Origin of the sequence: Desulfosporosinus sp. Sb-LF (assembly GCF_004766055.1) — a bacterium.
Taxonomy (GTDB): Bacteria; Bacillota; Desulfitobacteriia; order Desulfitobacteriales; family Desulfitobacteriaceae; genus Desulfosporosinus.
Window position 1 is genome coordinate 337,628 of record NZ_SPQR01000001.1, and the last position, 12,661, is coordinate 350,288.

13 protein-coding genes are annotated in these 12,661 nt (G+C 43.0%); 9 read left to right on the forward strand and 4 right to left on the reverse strand.

The features are described from left to right. Position 1: 1 nt before the first annotated feature. The 5 genes from E4K68_RS01695 (at position 2) to E4K68_RS01715 (ending at position 5,704) form a co-directional block, all read left to right on the forward strand. Complete coding sequence (locus E4K68_RS01695) at positions 2-1,342, forward strand: DVU_1553 family AMP-dependent CoA ligase (RefSeq protein ID WP_135377003.1); 1,341 nt, start codon at positions 2-4, stop codon at positions 1,340-1,342. A gap of 1 nt (position 1,343) precedes the next feature. Next, complete coding sequence (locus tag E4K68_RS01700) at positions 1,344-2,498, forward strand: DVU_1551 family NTP transferase (protein ID WP_135377004.1); 1,155 nt, start codon at positions 1,344-1,346, stop codon at positions 2,496-2,498. Continuing rightward, positions 2,498-3,610 (forward strand): XdhC/CoxI family protein, encoded by a 1,113-nt coding sequence (locus E4K68_RS01705; RefSeq protein WP_135377005.1) that lies wholly within the window; start codon positions 2,498-2,500, stop codon positions 3,608-3,610. The genes E4K68_RS01700 and E4K68_RS01705 overlap by 1 nt, the downstream gene beginning before the upstream one ends. A gap of 12 nt (positions 3,611-3,622) precedes the next feature. Then, positions 3,623-4,246 carry an alpha-ribazole phosphatase gene (cobC, locus tag E4K68_RS01710; RefSeq protein WP_135377006.1) on the forward strand — a complete coding sequence of 208 codons (624 nt, stop codon included), beginning with the start codon at positions 3,623-3,625 and terminating at the stop codon, positions 4,244-4,246. Between the two features lie 294 nt (positions 4,247-4,540). After that, positions 4,541-5,704 (forward strand): iron-containing alcohol dehydrogenase, encoded by a 1,164-nt coding sequence (locus E4K68_RS01715; protein ID WP_135377007.1) that lies wholly within the window; start codon positions 4,541-4,543, stop codon positions 5,702-5,704. 242 nt (positions 5,705-5,946) lie between these two features. Here the strand turns inward: E4K68_RS01715 and E4K68_RS01720 are convergent, their stop codons facing one another. From E4K68_RS01720 to E4K68_RS01735, 4 genes are all read right to left on the reverse strand, one after another. Beyond that, positions 5,947-6,663: an ATP-binding cassette domain-containing protein gene (locus E4K68_RS01720; protein ID WP_135377008.1), complete on the reverse strand. Its 717-nt coding sequence runs from the start codon at positions 6,661-6,663 to the stop codon at positions 5,947-5,949. Between the two features lies 1 nt (position 6,664). Next, a complete protein-coding gene (locus tag E4K68_RS01725; protein WP_135377009.1) occupies positions 6,665-7,366 on the reverse strand; it encodes an ABC transporter permease in 702 nt (233 codons plus the stop codon). Between the two features lie 84 nt (positions 7,367-7,450). Further along, positions 7,451-8,359, reverse strand: coding sequence for a substrate-binding domain-containing protein (locus E4K68_RS01730; RefSeq protein ID WP_243450213.1), 909 nt, complete (start codon positions 8,357-8,359; stop codon positions 7,451-7,453). 71 nt (positions 8,360-8,430) lie between these two features. Continuing rightward, the gene (locus E4K68_RS01735) at positions 8,431-9,348 is read right to left on the reverse strand and encodes a helix-turn-helix transcriptional regulator (RefSeq protein WP_135377011.1); all 918 of its coding nucleotides are present in this window, start codon (positions 9,346-9,348) and stop codon (positions 8,431-8,433) included. A gap of 331 nt (positions 9,349-9,679) precedes the next feature. On the opposite strand from E4K68_RS01735, the gene speD reads away from it, so the two are divergent. From speD to E4K68_RS01755, 4 genes are all read left to right on the forward strand, one after another. Further along, entirely contained in the window at positions 9,680-10,057 is a 378-nt protein-coding gene (speD, locus tag E4K68_RS01740; protein WP_135377012.1) for an adenosylmethionine decarboxylase, read from the forward strand. 252 nt (positions 10,058-10,309) lie between these two features. Next, positions 10,310-11,095, forward strand: a complete 786-nt coding sequence (locus tag E4K68_RS01745; protein ID WP_135377013.1) for a polyprenyl synthetase family protein — start codon at positions 10,310-10,312, stop codon at positions 11,093-11,095. Continuing rightward, positions 11,083-11,937, forward strand: a complete 855-nt coding sequence (locus tag E4K68_RS01750) for a UbiA-like polyprenyltransferase (protein WP_135377014.1) — start codon at positions 11,083-11,085, stop codon at positions 11,935-11,937. Before E4K68_RS01745 ends, E4K68_RS01750 begins: the two co-directional genes overlap by 13 nt. Before the next feature lie 15 nt (positions 11,938-11,952). Beyond that, on the forward strand, positions 11,953-12,639 hold the full coding sequence (locus E4K68_RS01755; RefSeq protein WP_135377015.1) for an FO synthase: 687 nt from the start codon (positions 11,953-11,955) through the stop codon (positions 12,637-12,639). Positions 12,640-12,661: the final 22 nt, after the last annotated feature.

Sequence of the window (12,661 nt, forward strand, 5' to 3'; positions counted from 1 at the left end):
CTTGAATATAAAATCCACATCGCTTGAGCCCTGGATCAAACACAAAATTACCGGAGATAGTTCAGGACGCTTAACCAGAAAGCAAATCGAGGACTATCAGTTGGCAAAATTGCAGGAAACCCTTGACTGGGCAATCAGTAAAAGCCGTTTCTATACACGTCTGTACTCAGGATTAGATTGTAAGATATCAAGTTTTCAAGATGTGTTAAAACTGCCCTTTACCACGTCCGAAGAGTTGAAAGATAATCCTCTCGATTTCTTGTGTGTTTCCCAAAATGACATCAACAGGATCGTGACGTTACAGAGTTCCGGCACTACGGGAAAACCTAAACGCCTGTTCTTTACTCAGGCTGATCAAGAATTGACCATCGATTTCTTTCATCATGGAATGTTAACTTTGGTGAGGCCTGAAGACAGGGTCTTGATAATGTTACCCGGGGAAACACCGGGCAGTGTCGGGGATTTACTGCGCTTAGGCTTAGAAAGGGCGGGTGTAATAGGGGTTGCCCACGGTCTGGTTACGAACCCAGAGGCAACCCTAAAGCAAATCAAACGGGACAATATTAATGTTTTAGTCGGGATACCCACACAAGTATTGAGCCTAGCAAGGTTTAAAGATTCCAAGGGCTCTTCTCCCCTTCTGAACTTAAGAAGTGTTTTACTGAGTACCGATTATGTACCCCTTGCTATTGTGCAAGAAATCGAAAGGGCATGGAGTTGTAAGGTGTTTAATCACTATGGCATGACTGAGATGGGGCTAGGCGGCGGACTAGAATGTGAGGGTTTCTGTGGTTACCACCTCAGGGAAGCAGACCTCTATATTGAAATCGTCGATCCCAGTTCAGGAATGCCCGTTGTGGATGGGCAACCAGGAGAGGTAGTAGTTACTACTTTGACCAGAGCAGCTATGCCTTTAATTCGGTATCGCACCGGTGACATGTCGAGGTTTATTCCAGGCCTTTGTGCGTGCAATACGGTATTGAAGCGGCTGGAATTGATAAAGTCGAGAGACAGAGTTTATCTGACCCAGACCGATTACCTAACCATGGCGGACTTCGATGAGGTTCTGTTTGCGCTTAACAATGTTCTCGATTTTGAGGTAACCCTAACAGAGGGTATAGAAAAAGAAAACCAGTTACAACTTGATGTTCAGTTAAGGGGACCTCTTACCTGGGAAGCGAAAAGAAATGTTCAACAGGCATTAGATCAAATCCCTGTAGTAAGGGATGCTAGAAAAAACGGTAGCTTGAGGGCGTCCTTTTACCTTGTATCAAGCCCTGTAGTGATATCTAGAAGAAGTACAGCTAAACGGCAGATTCAAGATAAGAGAGGGAGTGTTTAAATTGTTGGCTGAACCAGAGAACAAACCGGGTGAGGCTTCCTTAGCAGCAATTATAGTTGCCGCAGGATACTCTTTTCGAATGAAACGTTTTAAACCGCTTTTATCGCTGGGCGGTGGCACAGTATTAGAAAAAGCTGTACACAGTTTTCAGAAGAGCGGAATTAGGGATATCCGGGTGGTCGTTGGGCATCGGGCGAATGAATTGTATCCTGTCTTAGATAGATTAGAAGTTCAGACTATCGTCAACCCCAATTTTTCCGAAGGAATGTTCTCATCAGTTACATCTGGGGTTAAAAGCTTATCACCAATGGTAAAAGGATTTTTTCTTTTACCCGTCGATAATCCGATAGTGAACCGTGATACCTTGAAAAAGCTTCAGAACACGTTCTTTACAACGGAATTTGGTATTATATATCCGTCCCATCAGGGAATGAGGGGACATCCCCCCTTAATTTCTTGCCGCTATGTGAACAATGTAATAACATGGAACAAACCGGGGGGAATGAGGGCCTTATTAGAACAGTATGAACATGATGCCATAGATGTTGAGGTTGATGACCCAGGTATTTTGCTTGACATGGACACACCGGAGGACTACCATCAGATGCTGAAATACTGTGGACATATCCAGGTACCCTCAGAAGAAGAGTGTTATGTTATAATAAAAAATGCTAACACTCCTGTAAGGGTGTTTAATCACTGCAAGCAGGTTGCCCACTTAAGTAGTGCAATGGGAAGCTATTTGATCAGGTCAGGTTGTCAAATGAACATTGAACTAATCAGGGCGGCTGCGCTGTTACATGACTTGGCCAAAGGTGAACCCCACCATGCCCAAGTTGGAGCCAAAATGCTCATCAATTATCCAGAGGTGGCAGAAATTGTCGCCGAACATACGGACATTTGCCTGAACCCTGACCAATCCTTAACAGAAAAAGAAATCGTCTATTTGGCTGATAAGCTTGTTATTGAAGACCAGATAATTTCACTCCAGGACAGATTCGCAGGTCCCTTGGAGCAGCACAAGAACGATCAAGAGGTGACGAAAAAGATTAGGCGTCGATTTAGTAATGCTGAAAGAATCCAGACAAGAATAGAAGAAATAATTAAGATGCCTTTACATGACCTATGGAAGGCTGATCTAGGGGGGCAAGGCTAGTGGAAAAAGAAATACAACTTGGGCTCAAAAAAGCATTTGATCAAAACTTGGAGGCAGCCCTGATTACTGTAACCAGTGTGCTTGGGTCAACACCTCGCAAGCCTGGAGCTAAAATGTTAGTTTTCGCTGATGGGACGACGGTTGGAACCATCGGAGGTGGATGTGGTGAGGCCGAGGCCAGGCGGGAGGCCTTTAATGTAATAGCAGCATACACCCCAAAGATACATTATTTAAATATGACCGCGGACATTGCCCAGGAGGAGGGAATGGTTTGCGGGGGTATCATGGGATTATTCATTGAATATTTGGGTTCTCAAAGCCCCGTGGAACAGACCAATCTCAACAAAGATTATCTGTCATCTTTAGAGAACTACAAAAACCCCATACTTATAACAGTGATTGAATCGGTTGAGGAACAATTGATAGGAAAAAAGCTATTCATCAAGAATAACGGAGACGTCGTAGGTGATTATAGTTTAGAAAAATTAAATAGAGTTGCACTAGAGAGTGCTAAAACAGGGGGGAGAAGATGCCAACCGTTATTAATTAGTTTGGATTCCGAGTTTGAGCCATGTGAAACCTCAGTGACAAAAGCGCCTTTCCGGTTACTAATTGAGCCCCCAACGTCTGTCGTACAATTGCTGATTTTAGGTGCAGGACATATTGCGCTTCCCCTTGCAACCATGGCCAAAATCGTTGGATATGAGGTTACTGTAGTCGATGATCGGCCATCTTTTGCTAATTCTGCTCGATTTAGCACTGCTGATACGATTATATGCAATAATTTTGAACGAGCATTAGATGGGATAAATATTAATCCGCAGACATTTGTTGTGATTATAACTAGGGGGCATCGCTATGACAAAGTATGTCTGCAGAAAGTGATTAATCAACCAGCTTCATATATTGGCATGATCGGTAGTCGCAAAAGGGTTAAAGCATTGATCGCTGAATTGGAGGAGGAAGGAGTCTCGAGTGAATCGTTGCAAAAACTGTATTCTCCAATCGGTCTAAAAATTGGGGCAGAAACTCCTGAAGAAATAGCCGTGAGCATTCTCAGTGAGCTGATTAAAGTTCAAAGGGAGTTGGATCAGAATGGGAAACTACGATGATCCTCAAAAACAATGGGTAAAAAGCTTATTTATTTAGCTAGGCACGGCGATATCGGTCTTGGAAGAGATAAACGCTATATCGGTCAATCGGACCTTCCGTTAAGTGCTCTTGGAGTGAAGCAGGCTACCTTATTGAAAGAGATATTTAGTCGGATGCCCTTAGATAACATATATTGCAGTGATCTAGAGCGAGCGCAACAAACAGCAGAGATTATTTCCTCGGCTCATTCAATCATTCCAACAGCTCGCGTTGAGTTACGTGAATTGAATATGGGTGATTGGGAGGGGAAACTATTTTCTGAAATTCGAGCTAAGAATCCTCAGGAATTTGAAAAACGTGGTAAAGATATAGCGAATTACTGTTCACCAGAGGGAGAAAGCTTTTCCGACTGCTCCAAAAGGGTTATACCTATCTTTGAAAGCCTTGCCCAATCCAATGAAAATACCATTTTAATTATTGGACATGCAGGTATAAACCGAGTAATCTTATGTAGAGTACTCGGAATACCCTTAGAAAACGTCTTTCGTTTTGAACAAAGCTATGGTTGCGTAAACCTAATCTCCAAGGATGGTTTAATGTACCGGTTGAAATATCTTAACAATGAAGTGAATTGTGACCCAAACGGCATGGATTAAATTGTTCGCAACAATTTAATCCATCTTTTATTTCAATAAGTTTAAATTTGCAATTCAAAGGCAATATGAAGAGTGTTCCGAAATAAAACGTTGTTCAGAGCAAAGTGCGTCAAATTAGGGCACGTAAAAGATCCGAAATTATTTACAAATCAGAATCTTATATTAAAAAGATACATAATTCGTTAGGGAGAATGCCTTGTGAATAGAATAACAAAAATATTCAGATTCTTGGCATGAATCTTGCTATATATAAAGACAACGATAAATATTAAATAGAAATGGGAGGAAACGAATATGTCGATCATTCATCAAGTATATGGGTATTACATGCCAACAGTAAACCTTATGGGAGCTGGGGCAGCTCAAGAAACAGGAAAACAAGCCAAATTACTGGGTGGAAAAAAGGTACTATTGGTAACCGATGCCTATCTCGAAAAAGTTGGAATGGCTCAAGAAATTGCAGACATTATTAATAAAGAAGGCGTCAAAGTTGTTATTTATGGCGGTGCTGAACCGAATCCAACAGATAAAAACGTGCATGATGGGTTTGACATCTATACTAAAGAGGGTTGTGACCTGATTGTATCCGTAGGCGGAGGATCTTCCCATGACTGCGCAAAAGGAATTGGCCTTGTTGCAGGTAATGGCGGAAGAATTAATGATTATGAAGGCGTCGATAAATCCCCACTACCAATGGCTCCTATGATTGCTATTAACACAACAGCTGGTACTGCCGCTGAAATGACCAGATTCTGTATTATCACAGATGCTGCAAGGCATATTAAAATGGCCATCGTTGATTGGCATGTAACCCCGAATGTCTCGATTAATGATCCCTTGTTGATGATGAAACAACCGCCTAGCTTAACCGCTGCCACAGGAATGGATGCACTCACTCATGCTGTCGAAGCGTATGTTTCCACAGCTGCTACACCAGTGACTGATTCGGCTGCTTTAATGGCTTTTAAATTAATCCCTAGGTACTTACGTCGTGCCGTAGCAAATGGCGATGATTTCGAGGCTCGTGACAAAATGGCTTATGCGCAATTATTAGCTGGTATGGCGTTTAATAATGCCAGTTTAGGTTATGTTCATGCAATGGCTCATCAATTAGGTGGATTCTATAATTTGCCTCATGGTGTATGTAACGCAATCCTTCTGCCCCACGTTTCACGCTTTAACATGATTGGTAATCTCGATCGTTTTGCTGAGATCGCTGTAGCAATGGGAGAAAATGTTGACGGACTTTCTGTACGGGATGCTGCTGAAAAATGCTTAACCGCAATCGCCACCTTGTCTCAAGATGTCGGAATTCCTTCAGGGCTAAGTGAACTGAATGTAAAAGAAGAAGACTTCGCTCTGATGGCTGGAAATGCGAAATTAGATGCTTGTCAATTCACCAATCCTCGCACAGCAACGCTTGAACAAGTCATTCAAATCTATAAAAATGCTATGTAATTTGAGATTTGCCTACTACCTAGGTGAAAATTCTCAAAAGTAGACCAATAAAAAGATACTCATGAAGATAGCATAAGAAAAGGCTCGGATTCCGGGCCTTTTTCTTATGCTCTTTTGTCGAGTGGTGGGCGTGTTATTAATGAGGACTTTTATCGTGACATTCGTTCCGATGAGAATTAGTAACTAGAATAACTTGAAAAGAAAAACCTAGGCGATATAGCCTAGGTTGGACGAAAGCCGAGTTAAGAAGCAAAGTGAGCAAGAAAACGATTTACATCTTCCTTTTGAGGATTCGATAGAAGTTCTGATGGAGAGCCTTCAGCCAAGACTTGCCCATTCAAGAGAATTAAGGCGCGGTTTGTCAACTGTGCAATGTCTTTGAAGTCATGACTTACGAGGACGGTAGTTGTTCGAGTGGAATTAAAAACTTGCGCAAGGTCAATGCGTAGTCCTTCTTTAGTGGGAGCATCTAAAGCGGAGAAAGGCTCATCCAAAAAAAGAACGTCTGGCTCCATAGCAAAGGCTCGTGCTAAACTGACACGTTGCGCTTCACCCCCGGAAAGCGATCGCGCAGATTGCTGAGAAAGGTGGATTACCCCAAATTGTTCTAACCAATAGTCTACCTGTTTCCGAATCTTTTCTTTAGGAAGGTGCCGGATCTTTAAGCCAATGGCAACGTTGTCAAAAACGCGTGTGTTTAATAAGAGGGCTTCCTGAAAAACTATAGCAATTTTACGACGCATAGCAAGCGGAACGTTCTTTGGTATGGGTTGGCCCTGGAAATAGAGTTGTCCGGAGGTTGGAGATTCCAAAAAAGCAAGGATTTTCAACAAACTGCTTTTACCAGATCCGTTTGGCCCGATTAGTCCTACACATTCTCCAGGGGAAATATGAAAATGAATATTTCGCAAGATGATTTTATGTTCCTTTGTCCAGGTTATATCTCGGGCTTCAAGCACATTATTGCCCTCCTTGCTGTTTCTGCTGGAGTAGGGTCAAGCCTAATGTAGCCCCATATGCTAGTATGCATAAGATAATGCTCAAGGCAATAGCGATGTCGAAGTTACCCTTGGAAACTTCCAGGACGGTGGCAGTTGTCAGAACACGAGTTTGTCCTTTGATGTTACCCCCTACCGCCATCGACGCCCCAATCTCGGAAACGATAGCCCCGAAACCAGCAATAATTGCAGCAAGGAGAGAAAAACGGACTTCTTTAAGAAGTAGCCAAATATACTGGAGGCGAGTTGTACCCAGCGCCTGGATTTGGAGCCTGAGTTTGGGGTCAGTTTGTTGAAGAGCAGCACAGGTTAAGGCGGCGATTATGGGAGAAGCGATGATGGCTTGGGCGATGATAATCGCGATAGGAGTATACATAATATTTAAAAAGCCAAAAGGGCCGGAACGCCAAAGGAAAATTGAGACCCAAAGTCCAACGACCACTGGGGGTAAGCCCATCCCGGTATTAACAACGCTTAAAACGAATTGCCGCCCTGGAAAGGGTTTCAAAGCTAGGAGCGTGCCGAACGGAATCCCGATAAGTAAGCTTATGAACGTTCCAGTGAAAGAGACTTTGAGGGTGAGGAGCGTAATATCGATCACCTCGGGATCCCCGGTTATAAGGAGGCGGATAGCGGCTAGGACACCTTGCCAGATCATTTCCATACTGTTACCTACCCGTTTCAATTTAGATGAAAAAGGCTTGGCTAGCGCCAAGCCTTAACTGCTTTAATAAGTTATTAGCAATAATTATTTAAGATCCTCCATCTTTTTTCCTGCATCAGCGAAGAAGAGGGGCTGGCCGTATTTGTCTTGACCAAAGGATCCGATGAGTTTTTGAGTGTCAGCATCAATCATGAAATCTACGAAGGCTTTGGCGCCAACAGCATTGACTTTTGGGAATTTTTCAGGGTTAACCTGCATGACGTGATAAATATTCAAGAGAGAAGTTTCCCCTTGAAGGAGAATATCAAGCTTTAAGTTTTTCTTTGTAGCAAGATAGGTCGCGCGGTCTGTAAGGGTGTAACCCTCTTTGTCCGAGGCAATGGTGAGTGTTTGTCCCATGCCTTGACCTGTCGACTGATACTTAGTTCCGGCAGGTTTAATAGAAGCCTTTGTCCATAAAGCTTTTTCCATTTTATCCGTTCCAGAATCGTCTCCACGTGAGACAAAGATTGAAGGGCTTGCATAAATGGCCTTTAAGGCATCGACCGCTGTTTTTGTTTCTTTTACTTTGGCAGGGTCTGTTGCAGGTCCAACTAAGACAAAATCGTTATGCATCACAAGCTGATAGTTAATGGCTGTTTTGTTATCCACTAATTTTTTTTCTGAGGCAAAGGCATGCACTAGTAAAACGTCAGCATCCCCTTTTTCCCCCATGGCTAAAGCGGCTCCTGTACCGACGGCAACTGTTTTGACTTTATAGCCTGTTTTTTTCTCGAAGGCAGGGATGAGAACATCGAGTAGACCGCTATCTTGAGTACTTGTGGTGGTCGCTAAAATTAGGTCAGGATTAGCTGGCTTGGGAACTTCGGTTTTTTGTGCTGCTGCAGGAGTTGTGGGAGTTGCAGATTTACCACATCCGACGACAACTACTAATAGGGCAATTATAAGGAGTGCAAAACCAAAATTAAGTCTAAATCTAAAATTCTTTTTCACATTTATTTCCTCCATCTCATCTTTCTAAAAAACGAACGACCTCTCTGTTCCTTTCCGTACCATCTCGTTCTTTAAACATCTAATAGAACTTTTCCTGTTAGAGAAGTATCATACCCATTCTGCTGGTGAATGGCTTGGATAAATCCGGAAGATCTCAGTACACTCATGAGCTGTTGCCAAACATCGGTTTTGGCGGTTTTACCTAAACAAACCAGATCATACCGCTCTTGGAACAGAGGGATAAAATCCAGTCCAAGTCGTTGAGCGGCAGCCTTCACTCCGACGCCGACATCGACCTGCCCATTTGCAACGAGGCAAGCAACACCGGAGTGTGTGGTTTCTTCATCTTCATAACCCAGAATTTGACCAGGTGATATCTTTGCTGCTTGTAGGTATGCATCCAAGCGTAGACGGGTTCCTGATCCCTTCTGACGGTTGATGAAATGTAGTCCTTCAAGGGTGATATCTGCCCAGTTACGAAGCTGCAGAGGGTTGCCAGGAGCCACAATGAAACCCTGTTCCCGTTGGACTAAATTGACAAGGCGAACGGGTTCTCCGGGGATAACATGTTTGACGAAGGAAATGTTATAGTCCTTTGACAATTCATCCCAAAGATGTACCCCTGAAATTTCCGCTTCCCCACGATAAAGTGCGATGAGTCCGTCCATACTACCTTTGAATGAAAGCGAGGATTTGATGGGTACGGGTGTATGTTTAAGAAACTCAAAAAGTAGCTCGACGATTGGATCGTGGCTACCAACGAAGCGAATGATAGGCAATTCAGGAGTCTCAGAGGGTATGTCTGAATGAACTGAAATATGGGTTCCAAGAGTTCCGTGCAGATAGTGATTTAGGACAGCCGGATCAATGCGGAGTTGGCGACCGATGTGATGAGCGGGAATCTCTCCCCGTTTAACAAGTTCATAGAGGGTATATTTCGAAATCTTGAGAATTTTTGCCGCTTCAGCAGCTGTTAAGGTTAGGCTCAAATAGTTCACCTCCACACCATTCACCTTACATTATTCAGTTTAGAATAGTGAGACTAGCAAGTCAATACAGATGTTGAAAACAGAGGGTTTTAATTTTGTTTAGTTTGTTGTATTTGGCGTTTTTAAATCTTTCGACAGAAATCTTCAATGCGTTTAACACAAGTTGAAGTGTGATAGAGTAAAATGATTGTATACAAGATATTATTTTTATTGACAACACCGTACTTTATGCTAAAATTTAACCTGATGGAAATTTGGAGTAGTCGGTGGAAGAAATGACCGGCTCATACTCCATATTGTTTTTTAACAGAAAAGGGGGCAACGATCACAATTGGCAAATTCTCTTGGACGTCATGTGTTGGCTGAAATTTATGGGTGTAGTTTCGACATTTTAAATGACCGTGAAAAAGTCGAAACCCTAATGGTCAATGCAGCTTTGGAAGCAGGTGCCGAGGTGCGTGAGGTAGTGTTTCATAAGTTTAGTCCTCAAGGGGTGAGCGGTGTTGTTGTTATTTCCGAATCACACTTAGCCATCCACACGTGGCCAGAACTCGGATATGCTGCTGTAGACGTCTTTACTTGCGGGGACCGTGTCAATCCCTGGGATGCCTGTAACTATTTAACGGATCATTTCAAAGCAGGTCATATGACTGCAACGGAAATAAAGCGGGGAATTGTTGAGGATCCAAAGGAAGCGGTAAATATTTAGGAGGGATATTTATTTTACTCCGGACTAAGATAAGTACGGATAATGGAGACAAGTTATATTTTCTGACTGGTCCTAGATAGACCTTGTGACTGAAAAAGTTGCAAGGTCTATTGTATTTCAGGATTGATTACATATTCTATCAATAATAATGTCATATTATCAAGGTGCAGTATATTAAAGAAGGCAGGACTTTTAATAAGTATCTCGAATACATAATAGGTTAATGTTCTATGATAGACAAGGAGCGATAAGATGGTTCCGGTAGAATTCAGCTTCCTTGAGAAACTGAAAGCAGTGCAGGCGCGTTTGCGTCAAGAAATTAACTTTAAGCCAGCGGGCTTCGATGAATTGGTTCAGCTGGAGATGGATGAACTTGATCAAACAGTTCATCCGGCTATTGTCTTAGCCGTGAGTCGGGCTTGCGCAGAACATGGACAAAAATCAGAAGCGCTGGCAGTCATAATACAATTTATATTTATGGCCCATAAGGTTCATAAGTTAATAAAAGATGATCATGATATTGCGGAAGAGCTTCGACAGTTTCCAGTGCTTGTCGGGGATTTATTATATGGAAAGTTCTTTTTAGAGCTCTGCCGTGAGAAGCTATTGTTCTTTCTCGACCCTCTAGCTCAAGTTATTGGAACGATGAGCGAGGGAGGGATATCTAGATGGCTTGCTCGTGACGAGAGACTCGGTATCGATGAGTGTCTTCATATTGTTGAGATGGAGAGCGCATCATTAATGGCGTTAGCATCCCGTCTTAGTGCAGAACTTGCGGGTGCTTCACTTCCTGTCCAGGAACAGCTTGAAGCTTTTGGCTGGGAACTAGGATTAGCGTGGGGAGCGTGGAAGGAACAGTTGGAGAACACTGTTGTACAATCAATCCTTCAACGGGCAAATAATATTTTAAATGAGACTTCCTTGAGCTCACAGCTAAAATTACATCCCCTCCGCGAGGTGTATCAATACATAGAAAAGCAAGTGAGCACAAATTATAAACCCCAAGTTGTGAACGGAGTAGGAGTATGCATAAACTAAAGGTTTTTTTCGAAATGATCAAATTAGAACATACCCTTTTTGCCCTTCCTTTTGCTTACTTAGGTGCCTTTTTGGCGGCAGATGGAATTCCTTCGGCTTTTAAGCTTATATGGATTACGCTGGCTATGATTGGGGCTAGGACAGCCGCGATGTCCCTAAACCGTTTAATTGACAGGCATATTGATGCGCGAAACCCCCGAACGGCCCAGAGGGCACTACCGGCAGGTCAGCTAAGAGTAAATGAAGTCTACATTTATACACTGCTCTCTTTCTTGCTTTTGGGGTTTTCGGCGTACAGGCTCAATCTTCTGGCCTTGTGGCTAATGCCAATTGCTGTTTTCTTCTTGGTCTTATATTCCTATACAAAACGATTTACATGGGCGTGCCATCTCGTATTAGGAATTTCACTGGGCTTAGCCCCTGCTGGAGCCTGGATCGGGGTGACGGGTCATTGGGCTTTAGCCCCAATCCTATTAGGATTGGGGGTCGTGACTTGGGTAGCTGGGTTTGATGTCGTTTATGCTTGTCAAGATGTGGAATTTGACCGCAAGGAGGGTCTGCATTCGATCCCGGCAATTTTTGGCTTGCGAAGAGGCTTGGAAATTTCGTCGTTCCTACATATGCTCGCACCACTCTTCTTTATCGCGGTTGGAGTGGTTATGTCCATGCATTGGCTGTACTATGTGGGTGTTGCGATCGCGATTATATTACTCTTTCGCCAGCACCGCCTTGTTTCTGCAGACGATTTCTCAAAGATTGGAGTTGCTTTTTTCGATCTAAATGGCTACTTAAGTATCTTGCTTTTTGTATTCTCAATCTTGGATTTAACGTTATTGCGCTAAAAAGGAGAGTATGCTATGCCCTCACTATTTATTGAAAGTGAACTCAATGATCTGATTGAAAAAATTGAAAAGGGCGAGCGATTGGACTTTGATGCTGGGATTCGTATGATGGAAAGTCAAGACATCTTGGCTCTGGGGTATATGGCTAATCTTATGCGTGAACGAAAAAACGGTAATCGCACCTATTTTATTGTCAATCGGCCTATTAACTATGCAGATGTTTGTGGTGATCTCGATAATAGCACAAATGCTACGATGCTTTATGGTTCTTTAGAGTCTTCAGAGGAACGAATTAACCATTTGTTGCAACTACGGGCGCTACAAGATCGGACTGGAGGGTTTCTAACATTCATCCCACTTCCTTTGTACCCTAAAAATACCAAAATAGAAGGAACCATGGGAGTGGGAAATACCACGGGTTTTGAAGATTTGAAAGTGCTTTCGATTTCACGAATCCTTTTAGATAATTTCGATCATATCAAAGCGTTTTGGATGATACTTGGTCCTAGATTGGCACAAGTTTCGTTGGCTTTTGGAGTGGATGATTTAGACGGAACAGTTGTGGAAGAACGCATAATTCATGTAACCGGGGCTGAAACAAGTCACGCTATGAGTAAACGAGCCATGGTCCACATGATTCAAAAAGCAGGTCGAGATGCGGTAGAACGGGATACTCTCTATCGTGTCCTCAAGACCCATTAGTACGTGTTGGGGGGAGAAGAAT

What these genes read in the sequence shown, in the direction of transcription:
- E4K68_RS01755 (WP_135377015.1), top strand. Translation starts at nt 11,953, where the DNA reads ATGCCCTCACTATTTATTGAAAGTGAACTCAATGATCTGATTGAAAAA.
- E4K68_RS01745 (WP_135377013.1), top strand. Translation starts at nt 10,310, where the DNA reads ATGGTTCCGGTAGAATTCAGCTTCCTTGAGAAACTGAAAGCAGTGCAG.
- E4K68_RS01715 (WP_135377007.1), top strand. Translation starts at nt 4,541, where the DNA reads ATGTCGATCATTCATCAAGTATATGGGTATTACATGCCAACAGTAAAC.
- E4K68_RS01725 (WP_135377009.1), bottom strand. Translation starts at nt 7,366, where the DNA reads ATGGAAATGATCTGGCAAGGTGTCCTAGCCGCTATCCGCCTCCTTATA.
- cobC (WP_135377006.1), top strand. Translation starts at nt 3,623, where the DNA reads ATGGGTAAAAAGCTTATTTATTTAGCTAGGCACGGCGATATCGGTCTT.
- E4K68_RS01750 (WP_135377014.1), top strand. Translation starts at nt 11,083, where the DNA reads ATGCATAAACTAAAGGTTTTTTTCGAAATGATCAAATTAGAACATACC.